Origin of the sequence: Vibrio sp. G-C-1 (assembly GCF_021728015.1) — a bacterium.
Classification (GTDB): Bacteria; Pseudomonadota; Gammaproteobacteria; order Enterobacterales; family Vibrionaceae; genus Vibrio; species Vibrio splendidus.
The window spans coordinates 140,617-158,800 of sequence record NZ_JAKKCR010000006.1; the positions used below are offsets into that span (position 1 = coordinate 140,617).

The 18,184-nt window shown below is 45.4% G+C and carries 19 protein-coding genes and 1 other RNA gene; 13 read left to right on the forward strand and 7 right to left on the reverse strand.

The window, feature by feature from the left end; translation table 11 throughout:
• Positions 1-118 precede the first annotated feature (118 nt).
• The 3 genes from degS to zapG all read right to left on the reverse strand — a co-directional run bounded on the left by degS (position 119) and on the right by zapG (position 3,279).
• Positions 119-1,183, reverse strand: a complete 1,065-nt coding sequence (gene degS / locus L3V36_RS11100) for an outer membrane-stress sensor serine endopeptidase DegS (protein ID WP_004736004.1) — start codon at positions 1,181-1,183, stop codon at positions 119-121.
• 158 nt (positions 1,184-1,341) lie between these two features.
• A complete protein-coding gene (locus L3V36_RS11105; RefSeq protein ID WP_004736003.1) occupies positions 1,342-2,697 on the reverse strand; it encodes a Do family serine endopeptidase in 1,356 nt (451 codons plus the stop codon).
• A gap of 126 nt (positions 2,698-2,823) precedes the next feature.
• Complete coding sequence (gene zapG, locus L3V36_RS11110) at positions 2,824-3,279, reverse strand: Z-ring associated protein ZapG (RefSeq protein WP_004736002.1); 456 nt, start codon at positions 3,277-3,279, stop codon at positions 2,824-2,826.
• A gap of 219 nt (positions 3,280-3,498) precedes the next feature.
• Between zapG and zapE the strand changes: the two genes are divergently transcribed.
• The 8 genes from zapE (at position 3,499) to sspB (ending at position 9,840) form a co-directional block, all read left to right on the forward strand.
• A complete protein-coding gene (gene zapE, locus L3V36_RS11115; protein ID WP_017077674.1) occupies positions 3,499-4,602 on the forward strand; it encodes a cell division protein ZapE in 1,104 nt (367 codons plus the stop codon).
• 246 nt (positions 4,603-4,848) lie between these two features.
• Positions 4,849-5,277, forward strand: coding sequence for a 50S ribosomal protein L13 (gene rplM, locus L3V36_RS11120; protein ID WP_010434689.1), 429 nt, complete (start codon positions 4,849-4,851; stop codon positions 5,275-5,277).
• A gap of 15 nt (positions 5,278-5,292) precedes the next feature.
• Positions 5,293-5,685 carry a 30S ribosomal protein S9 gene (rpsI, locus tag L3V36_RS11125; RefSeq protein ID WP_004740758.1) on the forward strand — a complete coding sequence of 131 codons (393 nt, stop codon included), beginning with the start codon at positions 5,293-5,295 and terminating at the stop codon, positions 5,683-5,685.
• Between the two features lie 331 nt (positions 5,686-6,016).
• Complete coding sequence (gene petA / locus L3V36_RS11130) at positions 6,017-6,607, forward strand: ubiquinol-cytochrome c reductase iron-sulfur subunit (protein WP_017072804.1); 591 nt, start codon at positions 6,017-6,019, stop codon at positions 6,605-6,607.
• Entirely contained in the window at positions 6,607-7,872 is a 1,266-nt protein-coding gene (locus L3V36_RS11135; protein ID WP_004729830.1) for a cytochrome bc complex cytochrome b subunit, read from the forward strand. The genes petA and L3V36_RS11135 overlap by 1 nt, the downstream gene beginning before the upstream one ends.
• Complete coding sequence (locus L3V36_RS11140; protein ID WP_208774790.1) at positions 7,869-8,606, forward strand: cytochrome c1; 738 nt, start codon at positions 7,869-7,871, stop codon at positions 8,604-8,606. Before L3V36_RS11135 ends, L3V36_RS11140 begins: the two co-directional genes overlap by 4 nt.
• Before the next feature lie 97 nt (positions 8,607-8,703).
• Complete coding sequence (gene sspA, locus L3V36_RS11145) at positions 8,704-9,339, forward strand: stringent starvation protein SspA (RefSeq protein WP_010434700.1); 636 nt, start codon at positions 8,704-8,706, stop codon at positions 9,337-9,339.
• A gap of 6 nt (positions 9,340-9,345) precedes the next feature.
• Positions 9,346-9,840, forward strand: coding sequence for a ClpXP protease specificity-enhancing factor (gene sspB / locus L3V36_RS11150; RefSeq protein ID WP_017087501.1), 495 nt, complete (start codon positions 9,346-9,348; stop codon positions 9,838-9,840).
• A 98-nt stretch (positions 9,841-9,938) separates the two neighbouring features.
• Here the strand turns inward: sspB and L3V36_RS11155 are convergent, their stop codons facing one another.
• From L3V36_RS11155 to L3V36_RS11170, 4 genes are read right to left on the reverse strand one after another with little or no spacing between them, the layout of a single operon-like run.
• Complete coding sequence (locus L3V36_RS11155) at positions 9,939-10,544, reverse strand: BON domain-containing protein (protein WP_017077676.1); 606 nt, start codon at positions 10,542-10,544, stop codon at positions 9,939-9,941.
• 16 nt (positions 10,545-10,560) lie between these two features.
• On the reverse strand, positions 10,561-11,151 hold the full coding sequence (locus L3V36_RS11160; protein ID WP_004729817.1) for a phosphoheptose isomerase: 591 nt from the start codon (positions 11,149-11,151) through the stop codon (positions 10,561-10,563).
• 2 nt (positions 11,152-11,153) lie between these two features.
• A complete protein-coding gene (locus L3V36_RS11165) occupies positions 11,154-11,552 on the reverse strand; it encodes a YraN family protein (protein WP_017077677.1) in 399 nt (132 codons plus the stop codon).
• Positions 11,539-13,356, reverse strand: a complete 1,818-nt coding sequence (locus L3V36_RS11170; protein ID WP_017091670.1) for a penicillin-binding protein activator — start codon at positions 13,354-13,356, stop codon at positions 11,539-11,541. Before L3V36_RS11170 ends, L3V36_RS11165 begins: the two co-directional genes overlap by 14 nt.
• Positions 13,357-13,417: 61 nt before the next feature.
• Here L3V36_RS11170 and rsmI point away from each other — a divergent pair, with 61 nt between their 5' ends.
• The 5 genes from rsmI to L3V36_RS11195 all read left to right on the forward strand — a co-directional run bounded on the left by rsmI (position 13,418) and on the right by L3V36_RS11195 (position 18,177).
• Entirely contained in the window at positions 13,418-14,284 is an 867-nt protein-coding gene (rsmI, locus tag L3V36_RS11175; protein WP_004735998.1) for a 16S rRNA (cytidine(1402)-2'-O)-methyltransferase, read from the forward strand.
• A 199-nt stretch (positions 14,285-14,483) separates the two neighbouring features.
• Positions 14,484-14,923: RNase P RNA component class A (rnpB, locus tag L3V36_RS11180), an RNA gene on the forward strand.
• A gap of 228 nt (positions 14,924-15,151) precedes the next feature.
• Positions 15,152-16,102 carry a 16S rRNA (cytosine(1402)-N(4))-methyltransferase RsmH gene (gene rsmH, locus L3V36_RS11185; RefSeq protein WP_102447109.1) on the forward strand — a complete coding sequence of 317 codons (951 nt, stop codon included), beginning with the start codon at positions 15,152-15,154 and terminating at the stop codon, positions 16,100-16,102.
• Between the two features lie 3 nt (positions 16,103-16,105).
• Positions 16,106-16,423 (forward strand): cell division protein FtsL, encoded by a 318-nt coding sequence (gene ftsL / locus L3V36_RS11190; RefSeq protein WP_004735995.1) that lies wholly within the window; start codon positions 16,106-16,108, stop codon positions 16,421-16,423.
• Complete coding sequence (locus tag L3V36_RS11195) at positions 16,420-18,177, forward strand: peptidoglycan glycosyltransferase FtsI (protein ID WP_017091313.1); 1,758 nt, start codon at positions 16,420-16,422, stop codon at positions 18,175-18,177. Before ftsL ends, L3V36_RS11195 begins: the two co-directional genes overlap by 4 nt.
• Positions 18,178-18,184: the final 7 nt, after the last annotated feature.

Sequence of the window (18,184 nt, forward strand, 5' to 3'; positions counted from 1 at the left end):
TTATAATTCGCTTGATAGATAAAAGAAAACCCAGCTTAAGAGCTGGGTTTTTTGTGTCTGGAAGTTTAACAGTGTGGGGTCGCTAACTTCATGTTAGCAATCAACATACGTATATAGGCTACAGGCGTGTATCTTCAGCGATAGTCACCTTGAGGGTCTTGTTTTCACCTTTGCGTAATACACCAACATCAATGACAGTTCCTGGGCGCAGGTCAGTAACAATGTCCATTACGCTCTGTCGTCCGCTAATCTGGGTATTATTGATGCTGACAATAATATCTTGTGCTTCAAAGCCTGCATCAGCCGCAGGACCGTTCGGGTCTATCCCTAGTACCACAATACCGCCGATATTCTTATTGCCGAGTAAGCGTGACGTCACCGAGTTGATGTCTTGTCCGTCTATGCCAATATAACCACGAATCACACGACCATCAGCGATGATTTTTTGCATGATCTTATTGGCAAGTGGGTAGGGGATAGCAAATGAAATCCCGTAGGTTTCCATGTCGGTAGCTTGTTGGAAAGACGCGGTATTGATACCGACTAACTCACCTTGTGAATTGACAAGTGCACCACCGGAGTTACCTTCATTGATTGCCGCATCGGTCTGGATAAAGGCTTGATGGCCATCTGCACTGATTGAAGAGCGACCGGTTGCCGAGATAATACCAAAGGTTGTGGTTTGACCTAGGTTATACGGGTTACCGATAGCGAGAACCACATCTCCAACATTTGCAGTGTAATCTTGGTTCAGTGGAATCACTGGTAAGTTGTCACCGCTGACTCTGAGTATCGCTATATCGGTGCGCTTGTCTGAACCGACAAGCTGTGCGGCGGCTACTCGTCCGTCTTGAAGTGCCACAACTATTTGGTCGGCTTGAGCAACAACGTGAAAGTTGGTAATGATGTAGCCTTTTTCGCTAACAATGACCCCTGAACCCAAACCTTGAGTCAGTAGCTTATTGCGATCGCTTTCTGCGTATTTACGACTATAAATATTGACCACAGCGGGTGCAGCACGTCGCACCGCTTGGTTAAATGAGATCTGAAGAGAGCCAATATTATCGACTTGAGGACTAGTGACATCTGAAACTATAGCTGGCCTTAAGCTCGGAAATGCGAGAAGAATAAGTGCCGCTGAAACGAGTCCAAGGGAAATAGAACGAAATAGAAAGGACAGCATGTTTCCCTCTTCAACAAGTAAGGTATGGAGCATCCGTCAATGGATGACTGACTTGATTACGAGTGAAGCATAGCATTTTGATTGATCTAAAGAAAAGGGAGACTGAGTAAGTTTAAAGCAAACTTACTGAGCCTCCCTGTAATTGCGCTGACGTATGACTATCGAATAACTAGATAGATAGTCCTGTCGCCTCTTTGGATATTAAGCGCCAACACGCCAGGTTGTTTTTCAAGAATCTTTCTAAATTCAGCAAGGTTCTTAACGGGTTGGCGGTTTACCCCGATGATGATGTCATCTTTAAGAAGTTGATAGGCTTCTGCTGGCGAACCTTGAGCGACACTTGATACCTTGACGCCTGTCGTTGAGTCGCTGTCGGTTGTGTTAGTGAGCTCTGCACCGGCAAGTCCTTCATGGAGTTTTTCAGCTTGTGTCTTACTATTGGTGGATTCACCCAGAGTCACATCAAAGGTCATATTCTTTCCGTCACGAACGACACCAAGTTCGATCTGTTTACCTGCGCCGAGGGTTGCGACTTTGGCTCTTAACTCGCTAAAAGTATCAATACGCTTACCATTAATAGAGACAATAACATCGCCCGCTTTCAGTCCGGCTTTGTCCGCAGCACTGTCGGGTACAATTTGGCTGACAAAGGCACCTTTGCTGGATTCATAACCAAGCGCTTCCGCCAATTCAGAGGTGACCTCTCCGCCTTGAACACCCAGCATACCGCGTTTTACTTCACCGAAATCGAGAATTTGTTCTGTCAGGTTTTTCATCATATTGGATGGGATTGCAAAGCCGATACCGACATTGCCTCCGTTAGGGCCAAGGATAGCCGTGTTGATACCAATCAGCTCACCGTTGAGATTCACTAACGCACCTCCAGAGTTACCACTGTTGATAGCGGCATCGGTTTGAATGAAGTTTTCAAAGTTCTCTAGATTTAGGCCGCTACGACCGAGTGCAGAAACGATCCCGGATGTCACGGTTTGACCGAGTCCAAATGGGTTGCCGATAGCGACACTGAAATCACCGACTCTTAACTTGTCGGAGTCTGCAACTTTTATCTGGGTAAGGTTCTTGGCTGTTTCGAGTTTTAATAGCGCGATATCCGACATCTGGTCGCCGCCGATCAGCTCGGCATCGTACTCTCGACCATCATGAAGTTTTACTTTGATATCGTCGGCACCATTGATGACATGGTAATTGGTGACAATATGGCCTTTCTTGGCATCAATGATCACACCAGAACCTAGCCCGCGGAATGGGCGTTCTCGTGTCTGTTCTGGACCAAAAAAGAATTGAAATTGTTCAGGGATTTGCTGACGTTGTACCTGTTTGCCTTCTACGGCAATACTAACCACAGCGGGGGTCACTTGTTCAAGCATAGGTGCAAGGCTTGGTAATTGTTCATTGCCCACACTTAATGGCAGTGCGGCCGTTGCTTGAATGGGGGTGATGATTGAACTTAAGCTTAAAGTCAGTACCGATAAAGCAAGCAAAGGTTTTTTCATCATAAACTCCTCTCTAGTTAAGGTCTTGCCTCTCTCATATTTATGAAAAATATGAGAGGTTTCAAATGACCTGAGTGAAAGTTATGACTCAAAAACCTTTGTAAAGTTCACAGAAGTGTTAAATGTTTACGATGCTTTTGCTGTAACGACATCGGGAGCATCCATGATTTCTTTCTTCTGCTCTGTAAATAAACCGGTTGCGCCATTAGCGTAATCTTTCGGTTGTTCTTCAAGTGTCGCCTCTTTAACTGAAGGCTTGTCTTGTGGTTTATCCGAATGGGCTGCGGCTGTTTTCACAAATGGATTATCTTGCTCTGGCAGATTAGGGATCAGCTCTGAGCTTGTTTTTTCCATGTGTTGGTACAGTTTTGTGTAGTCCTTACCTAAGGTGTCCAACATTTCTGCTGATTTCGCAAAGTGGTCAGCTAGCTCTTGTCGCTGCTGTTCAAGGGCAAACTTTGCGCTATCTAATTCTTTCTGTACGTTCTTTTGTTTTTTGTATTCAGGTGTCATGAGACGAGAAATAGCGACCCCTAAAATAACTCCGACTAGTAAACCGGCAACGGCATACATCCAAGGCATAACAGCTCCTTATTATTGTTTTTTAACATGTTTGTTACTGCTTAGTTACACGTGATACGGCTCCATGGTACTATGAGAAAGCCGCAGTATAAAGAGAAATGCGTGTGCGCTAGTTAGCAGTTTGATGCTGCATTATTCACCGCATAGCGACATATCTCATACTGTTTGGGCTCATTTTTATTTGCTGTCTGATATTGCTTTCATTGTGGAAATGTCGTCATGAATCCCATTAAAAAATACGAACAAGATATAAAAGAACATGGATTTCAAAGAGATCCAGCGCAAGAGCAAGCCGTTAAATCTTTAGATGAACTCTTTCATCAATTCCAAGATTACATGAATACGCCTATTCCTCAACTGACTCGATTCCAGAAATTAATGGGCAAAAAGCCAGAACTGCCAGAGCCACCAAAAGGCCTCTATTTTTGGGGTGGCGTCGGGCGCGGTAAAACGTACTTAATGGATACGTTCTACGATGCCTTACCGACCACAAAAAAAATGCGTGTTCACTTTCACCGCTTTATGTATCGAGTCCATGATGAGCTAAGGGCGCTAGGTAATGTTAGCGACCCGTTGCCTTTAGTCGCAGATAAGTTGAAAGAAGAAGCGGATATTATCTGTTTTGATGAATTCTTTGTTTCAGACATCACGGATGCCATGATCTTAGGAACTTTGTTCCAAGAGTTATTCGCTCGCAACGTTATCTTAGTCGCGACCTCTAATATTCCACCTGCGGATTTGTATCGTAACGGGTTGCAGCGAGCTCGCTTCTTACCCGCTATTAAGCTTATTCAAGGCAATTGCCATATTCTTAATGTCGATAGCGGAATCGATTATCGTCTTCGTACTTTAGAGCAGGCTGAGATCTATCATTACCCGCTGGATAGCCAAGCGAACATCAACCTCGAAACATATTACGCGCAGCTCGTTGGTGAAGATAAAGAGAAACTCAAACAGATTGAGGTCAATCACCGTCAGCTGGATGTAGTCGAAGCAAGCGATGGTGTGCTACATGGTACGTTTGCTCAGCTTTGTCAGTCGGCTCGCAGCCAGAATGACTATATTGAGCTGTCTAGGGTTTATCACACGGTTCTGCTGGCTGATGTGTTGCAAATGGGTGCGACTTCAGATGACGCAGCAAGACGCTTCATTGCGTTAGTTGATGAGTTCTATGAGCGTAACGTGAAATTGATTATTTCAGCGGAAGTGGAGCTAGAAAAGCTATATACCCATGGTCAGTTAGAATTTGAGTTTAAACGTTGTCAGTCGCGTTTAATCGAAATGCAGAGCCATGAATATTTGGCAAAAGAACACTTAAGTTAGCTTTGATTATCTCGAATAAGAAAGAGAATTAAAAAAATCGTGATTTTGTTCAAAAAGAGGTGATTTTTTCTTCGCTCTTCTCTATAATCCTGCGACCTACCGTTACTGCGGGCCTCTAGCGATGAGTAAAATCACGTTATGCCAAGAGTTTTCCAACACTCGAAGGGGTGATGATGGTAACTCTTAGACAGTGGGAATACGCGAGTATTCCTTAAGTGTAAATTTTTTAAATAGGTAATTATTAGCATGAAAACTTTCGTTGCTAAACCAGAAACTGTAAAACGCGACTGGTATGTTGTAGACGCTGAAGGCAAAACTCTTGGCCGTCTAGCAAGTGAAATCGCTTCTCGCCTACGCGGCAAGCACAAAGCAGAATACACTCCTCACGTAGACACTGGTGATTACATCATCGTTGTTAACGCTGAGAAAGTAGCTGTGACTGGTAACAAAGCTAAGGGTAAGGTTTACTACCGTCACTCTGAGTTCCCAGGTGGTCTTAAGACTATCACTTTTGAAAAGCTAATTGCTAAGAAACCAGAAATGGTTCTTGAACTAGCAGTTAAAGGTATGCTTCCACGTGGTCCTCTAGGCCGCGCGATGTACCGTAAGCTTAAAGTATACGCTGGTACTGAGCACAACCATGTTGCTCAACAACCACAAGTACTAGACATCTAATTGGGGATTAAGACAATGGCAGAGAATCAATACTACGGCACTGGTCGTCGCAAAAGCTCAGCAGCTCGTGTTTTCATCAAACCAGGCTCTGGTGAGATCGTAATCAACAAGCGTAGCCTTGATGTTTACTTCGGTCGTCCAACTTCTCGTATGGTTGTTAAGCAACCTCTTGAGCTAGTTGAACTAACTGAGAAACTTGACCTTTACATCACTGTTTCTGGTGGTGGTATTTCAGGTCAAGCTGGCGCAATCCGCCACGGTATCACTCGTGCTCTTATGGAATACGATGAAACTCTACGTCCTGCTCTACGTGCAGCTGGCTATGTTACGCGTGACGCTCGTTGCGTTGAACGTAAGAAAGTTGGTCTACGTAAAGCACGTCGTAAACCTCAATTCTCTAAGCGTTAATTTTTCCTCACCGAAAAATACACGCGACCAGTTTTATTACTGGAATTGTGGTTCAAAGCTCGGCTATATGCCGGGCTTTTTGTCTTTCTGGCCTCCGCTAAACGCTTCCCCCTCCTCGTTTTATTCCTAAATTCTTATATTTTGAAAGCTTTTGTAACCCAATGTGCGCTTTGCCTCATGATTGTTACAAAAAGGTAGCTTTATCTTGTCAAAAAGTAGGGTTTTATTTATCATTTGCCGTCAATAAATAGAACTAAATACATATTTTGTTAGCCATGCTCTTTAATCGGAATTATTTCAATCCATAAGGAGCAAATGGGAGAATGTTTGGATGAGCAACGCGCCTTTAAATAACGGTCGCAGGCGTTTCTTAACCGCAACAACAGCCGTTGTTGGTGGTTTGGGAGCAGCTGCTGTAGCCGTGCCTTTTATTAAATCATGGAACCCGAGTGCCAAAGCGAAAGCTGCGGGCGCGCCGGTGGAAGTGGAAGTCAGTAAGTTAGAACCGGGACAAATGGTTCGTGTCGAGTGGCAAGGTAAACCTGTATGGGTTGTACGCCGTGCTGAGTCGGTACTAGAGAACCTAAAAGCGATCGGTGGTCAACTTCGTGACCCTCAATCTGAAACTGAACAACAACCAGACTACGCACAGAACGAGTTTCGTTCTATTAAGCCGGAGTTCTTCATTGCTGTTGGTTTCTGTACGCACTTAGGTTGTTCTCCAACTTACCTGCCAGATTCTTTTGCAGAACAAGTTCAGGGCGTTAAGTCTGGTTTCTTCTGTCCTTGTCATGGTTCAAAGTTTGATATGGCAGGTCGAGTATTCCAAGGCGTACCAGCCCCATTGAACCTTGTAGTGCCAAAGCATATGTATTTGAGTGACACTAAGATCATGATCGGTGTGGACGAGGGAGACGCATAATGCAAGGATTGCTTGATTGGGTAGAAAAACGTCTACCCGCAATGAATGCTTATAAAAAGCATTTATCTGAATACCCAATGCCTAAGAACTTTAACTTTTGGTACCTTTTCGGTTCTTTGGCAATGTTGGTACTGGTTAACCAAATCCTTACAGGTATTTGGCTAACAATGAACTACGTTCCGTCTGGTGATGGCGCGTTTGCATCTGTTGAATACATCATGCGTGATGTGGAATACGGCTGGTTACTGCGTTACATGCACTCGACAGGTGCTTCGGCATTCTTCGTGGTTATCTACCTGCATATGTTCCGTGGTCTAATCTACGGTTCTTACCAAAAGCCTCGTGAGCTACTTTGGCTCTTCGGTATGCTGATCTTCTTAGTGCTTATGGCTGAGGCTTTCATGGGTTACTTACTACCATGGGGGCAAATGTCTTACTGGGGTGCTCAGGTAATCATTTCTCTGTTTGGTGCGATTCCTGTTATTGGTGATGACCTAACGCTTTGGATCCGTGGTGATTACATCATCTCTGGTGCAACGCTGAACCGTTTCTTCGCACTGCACGTTATCGCTCTACCAATCGTACTTCTGCTGCTTATCGTACTTCACGTACTAGCACTGCACGAAGTGGGTTCGAACAACCCAGACGGTATCGAGACTAAGCTTCCTAAAGGCACAATGGGCGACGACTACAAAACTCAGTTCCCATTCCACAAGGATTACACTAAGAAATACGACATCATTGACTCTGTTCCTTTCCACCCATACGGGACGGTGAAAGATATGGTCGGTGTTGCTGGTTTCCTATTCTTGTTCTGTTACGTGTTGTTCTTTAACCCAGAGATGGGTGGATACTTCCTTGAGCCGCCTAACTTCGAAGCTGCTAATCCACTGAAAACACCTGAGCATATTGCTCCAGTTTGGTACTTCACGCCGTTCTACGCTGTACTTCGTGCTGTTCCTGATAAGCTGATAGGTGTAGTTGCAATGGGTGCATCTATTGTCGTGCTATTCCTACTGCCATGGTTCGACCGTTGTAAAGTGCGTTCTTACCGTTACCGTAGCAAACTGCATTTGATTAACATCATCCAATTCACAATAAGCTTTATTGCGCTTGGTGTACTTGGTGCGCTTCCAGCAACGCCAACGTATACGCTACTGGCTCAGATCTTTAGCTTAGGTTATTTCATGTTCTTCGTTCTACTGTGGTTCTACAGTAAAAATGAAGCGACGAAACCATTACCAGAAAGGGTGACATTCAAATGAAAAAGTGGATTGTAATTTTATTTGCTATGTTGCCGTCACTGGCGATGGCAGCGGGTGCAGGCGTACCATTAGACAAAGCAAACAATGATTTAACAGATAAAGCCTCATTGCAAAATGGCGCTAAGATGTTCATGAACTACTGTTTTGCTTGTCACTCAACGCAGTACCAGCGTTATGAACGTGTTGCGAATGATTTAGAGATCTCTGTAGATCTAATGAAGGAAAACCTGATTTTCGACCCTGAAGCGAAAATCGGTAGCTTGATGGTTAATGCTATGCCCTCTGATCAAGCGGCAAGTTGGTTTGGTGCTCCGCCACCAGATCTAACTTTGGTTGCTCGTGTTCGTGGCGCAGATTGGCTATACACGTACCTTCGTACCTTCTATGAAGACCCATCTCGTCCGTTTGGCGTGAACAACATTGTTTTCCCAAGTGTTGGTATGCCGCACGTTCTTGAAGAGCTGCAAGGTATTCCAACACCAATCTACGATACTCATATGGTAGATGGCGAGGAAGTGACAACTGTTGTTGGCACTGAAACTGACGGTTCTGGCGAATTAAGTGCTGGTGAATACGACGAAGCAGTTCGTGACCTTGTTAACTTTTTGGTTTACTCGGGCGACCCAGTTCAACTTGAGCGTCATGCAATGGGTTGGTGGGTAATGGCCTTCTTAGTAATCTTCACTATCATCGTGATTTTGCTGAAGAAAGAGTATTGGCGTGATGTGCACTAATTGTGCTATAATACCGTGCTAATTCCCAAATTATGTTAATGTTCAATGGAGGCTTTAGGCCTCCATTGTTTTTATTTAAAGTGTACTGGAGGGCTCCATGGCTGTAGCTGCCAATAAACGTTCTGTAATGACTCTTTTCTCAAGTGCTTCTGATATGTATAGCCATCAGGTGCGCATTGTTCTTGCTGAAAAAGGCGTAAGTGTTGAAGTTGAGTTGGTTGATGAAAAAAATCTACCAGCAGAGCTTGTTGAACTGAACCCGTACAAATCAGTACCTACTCTTATTGATCGTGAGCTTGCTTTATATGACTCAAAGATCATTATGGAGTACTTAGATGAGCGTTTCCCTCATCCACCGTTGATGCCTGTATACCCGGTTGCTCGTGGTAATAGTCGTCTAATGATGTACCGCATTGAGCGTAACTGGTATTCAGTTGCAGAGAAGATCGTTAAAGGCAACGCTGAAGAATCTGAAGCAGCTCGCGTTAAACTGCGCAACGACCTACTGACTCTTGCTCCTATCTTCGCTGAGTATGAATACTTCATGAGCGAAGAGTTTAGCCTAATTGATTGTTACCTAGCTCCGCTACTATGGCGTTTACCTGAGCTTGGTATCGAATTAATTGGTCCTGGTTCTAAAGAGCTTAAGATTTACATGAACCGCGTATTCGAACGTGATTCATTCCTAGCTTCTCTAACTGAAGCTGAGCGTGAGATGCGACTCGTTCGCTAAGCGTTTATGGATATTTCAAATATGACTCCACGCCGACCATATATGCTTCGTGCATTTTATGAGTGGCTGGTTGATAACGAATTAACTCCACACCTTGTTGTTGAAGCAACATTACCGGGTGTAAGAGTTCCAGAAGAGTTTGTTCAAGATGGTCAGATCATTCTGAACATCGCGCCTCGTGCGGTTGGACAACTTGAACTGGGTAACGAAGCTGTGACGTTTAGTGCTCGCTTTAGTGGTCGCCCACACTCTGTGATCGTGCCGCTTTACGCAGTACAAGCGATTTATGCTCGTGAGAATGGTGCTGGTACCATGTTTGAACCTGAAGAGGCTTACATGGAATCTTTTGAAGAAGGGATTGAAGAAAGTCCTTTTGAAGAACAAGAGAAAGGCCCATCTTTGAGCGTAGCAACGGCAGACGTAGATGCTGAAGAGCCTGACTCAGATCCTGAGCCTCCTCGTCCAGCAAAAGGTCGCCCAAGCCTTCGTGTTATCAAATAACGTTTAACGTTAGCTAAATAACGACTCAAATAAAAAAGCAGCGACTCGTCGCTGCTTTTTCTTTTCTGCTAAATAGCATTTAATTGGCTGGCTTAAGGCTAGTTAACGGCCGTCTCTTCTTCGCCATATTCAAACGCTCGAATCACCTGCTTTACGCCTGAAACATTACGCGCAACTTCTGTCGCGATATCAGCATGCTCTCGAGATACTAACCCAAGTAAAAACACCTCTGAATCTTCAGTGATGACTTTAACCTTGATGCCGTTGAGATCAGCGTTTGCTAGAAGGGCTGATTTCACCTTGGTAGTAATCCAGCTGTCGTTACTAATAGCACTGATGGTCAATGGCTCTTTTACTCGCACCTGATTGTGGATGCTTTCTACGCCTGCCACTTCTTTGGCTTGGTTTTCAAACGCGCGACGCTCTGAGTCAGTGGTCGCTTGCCCCATCAATACAACCGAACCTCGGTAAGAGCTCGCTGTGATACGAACGTTGCCACGATATGGCTGTTTGTTGGTGATGGCTGCGACTTCAAATTCGATATTGTTATCGTTCCAAATTTGCTTGGTGGTTCGTGTGTCAGTGACTAAGTTCGCTGTGGTTGCAGCTCCAGCAATGAAAATGCCAGCACAACCAGACAGGGACAGTGTAAGTAGCGAAACACTAATCAGCTTAAACAGCTTCATAGAGGTTAATGATTTCATTGTGATGCTCCGTATATCACTCTTCGTGAGCAGGGAAGAGTACTTGATCGATTAGGTCACATAGGCAATGCAGTGTCACCATGTGTACTTCATGAATGCGTGCTGTACGGTGTGAAGGGATACGAATTTCTACATCGTGTTCGCCAAGTAAGCCTGCCATTTCACCACCATCTTTACCCGTAAAGGCGATGATCGTCATGTCACGTGTTACCGCTGCTTCCATCGCTTTGATGATGTTTTTGCTGTTACCGCTAGTAGAGATAGCCAGTAAAATATCGCCAGTTTGACCAAACGCACGTACCTGCTTAGAGAAGATCTCTTCGTAGTGATAGTCGTTGGCTACTGCCGTTAGCGTGGTGTTGTCTGCTGTGAGAGCCATTGCTGGGAGGCTAGGGCGCTCGGTTTCAAAGCGATTAAGTAGGCACGATACAAATTGCTGAGCATTCGACGCCGAACCACCATTACCACAACAAAGAATTTTGTTTCCGTTAAGCAAGGTCGCAACCATTGCTTGAGCGGCATGCGTAATTGCGTCTGGCAGTGCTTCTGCAGCCGCAATTTGGATCTGAATACTTTCTGTAAAACTTTCTTTAATGCTGTCTAGCATGTTTATCCTTGGGTAATCGCGTTTTGAATCCAGTCGATATTGTCATTCGGCCCTTCTATGGCAACGATATCAAACCTGAAATCTGTAGAGTGCACCGACAAGCCTTGCTGCATAAGCCAAACATTGGCTGTTTTGAGCAGCTTCTGTGACTTCTTTGCTGTCACCATTTCGGCGGCATGCCCGTAGCGGGTTTGCTTGCGGTATTTTACCTCAGCAAACACAATCGTATTGTTATGGCGCATTATAAGATCAATCTCGCCACATTTAGCTATGAAGTTTTCTTGAATTAACGATAATCCGTGGCCAACTAAATAATTTTTAGCCACGGTCTCGTATTTATCACCCACTTGTTTGTGGGTGATTGTTGGTTTGGACAGGAACTTTCGGCTAAAAAGCCCCATGCTCTGCCCAGCTGATTTCACGTTGAACAACACAGTTGTTGTCGATGGTTAACACGCCGGTTTCACCTGGAATGCTGTAACCCTGTACGGCTTTCATCTGTGGCAATGCATCCATTAGGTAGTAGGCATCCATCCCCAGTGCTTGCAGACGTTTTTGGCCGTTTGAATGTGCAGGCCATAGGTCGTTTAGCTCTTTGTTAAGCTCGTTCTTGCTCTCAACCAATAATGGGATGTCACTGTAGAACACACCCGTTAGATCTTCGTACTGCTTGTCACCGCTGTTGCTGCGTGAGTTTGAGAACAAGGCTGGTTGGTCAGCATCTGGGTTAATCGCGACTTCAATGAAAGGCTTAATCAACGTAAGCTCTGAGTTCTTCGCCACAATGTAAACAGAGTCGATATCACGACGGCTGCGCGGTTCAGTTTCTAGGTCTAGGTTAAGTAGCCCATCCATTTGAGCGATACGTTGTTGGCTCTCTTGTAAGCCGAATACCTGATTCACATTGCGCTGAAGTTGGCGCTTGTCAGAGAATAAGGTAATCGCGACTTCGTTGTTGCTGTATTTTTTCCACTCTTTCTCAAACGCTTGCTTAACGCGGTCACCTAAACGCCCTTTTGGCGCCAGAATAAGCGGGTACTTGTAGCCTTGAGCAAAAAGGTGTTTCGCTGCCTGAGCGACTTCTTGCTCTGGCGATAGAGCGAGATAGCAAATATTGGTATCAGGTTCTAGCTGCGTCGGAATATTTAGAGCTAAAGCTGGAATCGAATTTTCGTGGTTTTTCTGCGCTTGCTGAAGCTTGGTAATATTGCTCTTAATCAGCGGGCCAACGATGAAATCTACATTGTTCTCTTCCAGTGTCGCTTTAATTTCAGCAGCACTTTGTACGTTGGTGTCCATAACCGTTAGCGTTGCATTTTCTTCGCGCTCTTTGTCATTCATCATCGCAAAGATGAAGCCATCACGCACAAGCTGTGCTTGCTTGCCGTACTTACCCGTGAGCGGCAGTAATAGCGCAGTGCTGGTTGGTTTGCTGATCTCTAGCGCCAATATGTCAGTGATCGCCTGAGGTGTGTAGGTTGCTGCAGGATGACGAGGATTCTCAGCCAGCCAATCAGACAGAGTTTTCTGTAGGTCTGGAAGGTTAGAGTTCAGCGTCTTCATATAAATAGCCAGCTGTAACCAACCTGCTAGAACGTCTTCTGTCGGAGAAGTCTTAAGTTCTAGAATCTCATATTGAGAGTAGCTGTTCAGGTTCTGCCAAATACGGTCGGCAGTTATCTGTTGGCTTTCGTCATCAGCGTCTACGTATTCTGAATAAAGGACTAACTCACGGCTTGCTTCGAAATACTCGCTTTGCATTTCAGAAATGTTAGCGCGTAGCTCGTGATAATCTTTCCACTGCTCGTTCGGAAGCTTCCACCAAGGCTGAAAATTCAGCTGGCTGTACGCTTGCTGTGGTTGCGAGTTATTCACCAGCAGTTGAGCGCGAGCTAATTGCCATTCTGCTTGTTGAACTTCACTCAGCTCTTGTTTGGCTAAGCGCTTGATAAGCAGAGTCGCTTGATCGGTTTTTCCAGCTTGCACAGAAGCCTTAAGTGCCATGATTAACCAGTCGTTTTGTAGACTTCCTTTGCTACTATCCGCCTGCATCATGTAACTTTCAGTTGATTGCGCTGGATCTAGTGTAATATCAACACGCGTTGGTGCTTGAGGACCTGAAGAACAAGCCGCCAATGTAATTGCTAATGCAATTGGAGTTAGTAAGCGTGGTACACTGAGTCTCTTATGGTTCATCGTTGCCATGAGTTCTTTAAATTCCGTATAAATTTGTATCTATATTAATCGTTGAAGTGATGGTAAACAAATGACAGATAACAAAACCTTGCTCACAGAGAGCCCAACTCTCTACATTGTGCCAACCCCAATCGGAAATTTGGGAGATATCACTCAAAGAGCAATTGAAATTTTATCAAGTGTCGATGTTATAGCAGCCGAAGACACACGCCACACGGGTAAGCTGCTTGCTCACTTCAATATATCCACCAGAACGTTCGCTTTACATGATCATAATGAACAAACTAAAGCCCAAGTTCTAGTCGAAAGGTTATTAGAAGGTCAGTCTATCGCATTAGTCTCTGATGCGGGTACTCCTTTAATCAGTGATCCAGGTTACCATCTTGTCTCACAATGTCGTCAAGCGGGTGTGAGAGTTGTGCCACTTCCTGGTGCTTGTGCTGTGATTACCGCACTCAGTGCGTCAGGTTTACCGTCGGATCGTTTCAGCTTTGAAGGCTTCTTACCGCCAAAGAGCAAGGGTCGTAAAGACAAGTTCTTAGAGATTGCAAAAGCAGAGCGCACATGTATTTTCTACGAATCACCGCACCGTATTACGGATTCTCTGCAGGACATGCTAGAAATCTTAGGACCCGACCGTGAGGTCGTGTTGGCTCGTGAGCTAACCAAGACATTCGAAACCATTCAAGGATTACCATTAGGTGAGTTGATTGAATGGATAGAAGAAGACTCGAACCGCAAACGTGGTGAGATGGTGTTGCTGATCCATGGTCACCGTGAAGAAGCGAGCACCGATCTGCCAGACGAAGCAACTCGCACACTCGGCATTCTAACCAAAGAGCTACCCCTTAAAAAAGCGGCTGCGATGACAGCAGAAATCTACAATCTGAAAAAGAACGCTTTATACAAATGGGGCTTAGAGCATCTAGACAACTAGAGACCTCTTTATAGACTAGATACCTATATTTATAAGAGTAGATAACCTTTATTGAAAAAGCTTCTGAGGAATGATGGTATTACCGTTATTCCTCTTTTTTTGTCTAGATTGTGTGAAAATCATGCATTTGATTAGAGGTTTGCAGCATATTTGTGATCTCGCTAGACACTGCTCACTAATCTCTATACAATCCGCCCTCGGAGTTGAACGGGTAATCGCTGCTTTGCTGATGTCCTTCGGGAGACTGACGTTGAGGTCCTTCGGGAAACTGACGTTGAAGTCCTTCGGGAGACTGGTAGAGGGGAGGAACGTCCGGGCTCCATAGAGCAGGGTGCCAGATAACGTCTGGGGGGCGCGAGCCCACGACAAGTGCAGCAGAGAGAAGACCGCCGATGGCCTCATTTCTTCGGAAGAGGCACAGGTAAGGCTGAAAGGGTGCGGTAAGAGCGCACCGTGCGACTGGCAACAGTTCGTAGCAAGGTAAACTCCACCCGGAGCAAGATCAAATAGGCCCTCGCATTGCGCTGCTCGCGTATGGGGGCGGGTAGATTGCTTGAGCCTGTGAGCGATTGCAGGCCTAGACGAATGGTTACCGCCGCGCAAGCGGAACAGAACCCGGCGTATGTGTCAACTCCACCTATATAAAGAACCCATCATTACTTAACGGTAGTGATGGGTTTTTTGCTTTATATTGACGTAAATGATTTAGATTTCCTTAGAATCCTTCACCCTGATATGAGCTTGGGTCAAAAATTCCCAAAGCCTATACACAATATGGTGGAGATACGGCGTGAAATCAGTACACTAAAACGTTAATAGAACAAATTATTGCCGAACTAATGGCTCAATCCACTCACTGAGAAGACTATGACAGAAGCATTCAAACATATTTCAGTATTGCTTAACGAATCTATTGACGGACTTGCGATCAAACCTGACGGTACCTACATTGATGGTACTTTTGGCCGTGGTGGTCACAGCCGTACAATCCTGTCTAAACTGGGCGAGAATGGACGACTCTTTAGTATCGACCGCGATCCACAAGCGATTGCTGAAGCTCAGAAGATTGATGATCCTCGTTTTACGATTATCCATGGTCCATTTTCGGGTATGGCTGAATATGCAGAGCGTTATGACTTAGTCGGTCAAGTGGATGGCGTATTGCTGGATTTAGGTGTTTCTTCACCACAGTTGGATGATGCTGAACGTGGCTTTAGCTTTATGAAAGATGGTCCGCTGGATATGCGCATGGACCCAACAACAGGTGTTCCTGTCTCTCAGTGGTTAGTTGAAGCGGATCTTGATGACATTACATGGGTTATTCGTGAGTTCGGTGAAGACAAACACGCTCGTCGTATCGCGAAAGGCATCATCGCTTATCAAGAGAATGAAGAGAACGAACCGCTAACGCGTACTGGTCAACTGGCTAAGCTTATCTCTGATGTCGCTCCAAAGAGCTTCAAAGAGAAAAAGCACCCAGCGACACGTGCTTTCCAAGCATTCCGTATTTACATCAACAGCGAACTTGAAGAGATTGATACCGCACTGAAAGGCGCAGCAGGCATTCTTGCTCCTCAAGGTCGTATTTCTGTTATCAGCTTCCACTCGCTTGAAGACCGCATGGTGAAGCGCTTTATCCGTAAAGAGAGCCAAGGGCCACAGGTTCCTCACGGTTTACCGTTAACAGAAGATCAAATTAAAGCTTTAGGCAGTGCCGATCTAAAACCAATTGGTAAAGCGATCAAGCCTTCTAAAGATGAAGTGGATGAGAATACTCGTTCGCGTAGTTCAGTACTACGAATCGCAGAAAAGCTATAGTCAATGAAGACCTCCAAGCCTAACTTAGCCAAGATAATATTTTTTGATTTGATCTCCGTGGGCAAGGTTCCATTGGTACTTCTTATCTGTATCTTTGCGAGTGCGATGGGGGTCGTTCTTACGACACATAATTCACGTCAGGCGATCACGAAAAAAGACATGGCATTAGTGGAACGAGAACAGCTTGATGATGAGTGGCGAAATTTAATGCTTGAAGAGACGGCTTTGGCTGAACATAGCCGCGTTCAAGCATCGGCAAAACGAGAGCTAGACATGAAACGTCCAGACTCTGACAAAGAAGTTGTGATCACACTGAAATGACCGGTAAAAAGGAAAAAGCACCCGCCAAACCCGTTAATAAATCAACGAAAGAGCGAGTGAAGAGCGAAAAGGATTCGGATCCAATTCTTATTAAATGGCGTTTCAACGTCGTTATTGCTTTCGTGTTTCTTGCCTTTGCTGCACTCGTTGGTCGTGTGGCTTACATCCAAATTATTGAACCAGATAACTTAATCCGTCAGGGCGATCTTCGCTCGGTACGTGTTAAGGCTATTCCTTCCGCCCGTGGCATTATCTCAGACCGCAATGGCGAACCGCTTGCTGTGAGTGTTCCAGTAGAGGCGGTATGGGCCGACCCGAAAACGATTTTCGATAAAAATGGTATGGCCCAGATTGATCGTTGGTATGCGTTAGCTGATGTACTTGGCTTAGAACGACAATCGATGATCGACAAGATCTCTAGCAACAAATCCCGCCGATTTGTTTACCTACAAAGACAAGTTAGCCCAGCGATGGCTAAGTATATTCGTGAACTAAAGCTGGTGGGTGTTGGCCTGAAAGCGGAATCTCGACGTTACTACCCAGCAGGCGAAGTCAGTGCACACCTTATCGGTGTTACCGGAATTGACGGGCACGGTTTAGAAGGCGTTGAACGCAGCTATGACAAATGGCTCACGGGTGAAGCAGGTAAGCGGACGATTCGTAAAGATCGCTATGGACGCGTTGTTGAAAACATTGCTTTAGAAGAGCGTGAAGAAGGCAAACCACTCGAATTAACGATCGATCAACGATTACAAGCCATTGCTTATCGAGCGATTAAGCAGGCCGTGGCCGATCACAAGGCGACTTCAGGCTCTGCGGTATTACTCGATGTGAAAACGGGTGCCGTGTTAGCCATGGTTAATGCCCCTTCTTATAATCCGAATAACCGAGCTGACTTACAAAGCTTTAAGATGCGTAACCGCGTTCTGACTGATGCAATGGAACCTGGCTCGACCGTGAAACCTTTTGTGGTTTTGGCGGCGCTGGAGAACGGCACTGCAGACCCAGATATCGTGATTGATACTGGCAATGGCATTATGCAGATCGGTGGTAGTCGTGTACGAGATTCTTCTAAAGTCGGTAAGGCTGACTTAGCGCTGATCCTCAAGAAGTCGAGTAACATCGGTGTTGCTAAATTGGCGCTTAACATGCCACTTGAAGCCTTGCTTGGGATGTACAGTTCGGTTGGTCTAGGCGAGATGTCTGGGCTGAATTTGGTTGGTGAAACGAGCGGTATTTTCCCGAATCGCCGTCGTTGGTCAAAGTTTGAAATTGCCACCTTAGCGTTCGGTTATGGCTTGTCTGTTACGCCGATGCAGTTGGCACATGCCTATGCGACGTTAGCTAACAAAGGTTTGTATGAGCCGATTCATATTATTAAGAGTAACGACCAAGATTTTTCTAAGCAAATCATCAAGCGCGAGAACGCTGAACTGGTTTTGAATATGCTAGAAGGGGTGACTCAAAAAGGTGGTACGGCGACAAGAGCTGCCGTTCCGGGTTACCGCGTTGCAGCCAAAACGGGTACCTCTCGTAAGGCTGAAGCTGGCGGCTACAGTGATGAATACATCGCGGTTACCGCAGGCTTTGCTCCAGTTAGTGATCCAAGAGTGGCATTGGTTGTTGTGGTCAACGAGCCTCAAGGCGACCTTTACTATGGTGGTTCAGTCGCAGCCCCCGTCTTTTCTGAAATCATGAAGGGCGCACTGCAAATAATGAACGTCCCCGCTGATGAAAATAAGTTTCAAGAATAGAGTTAAT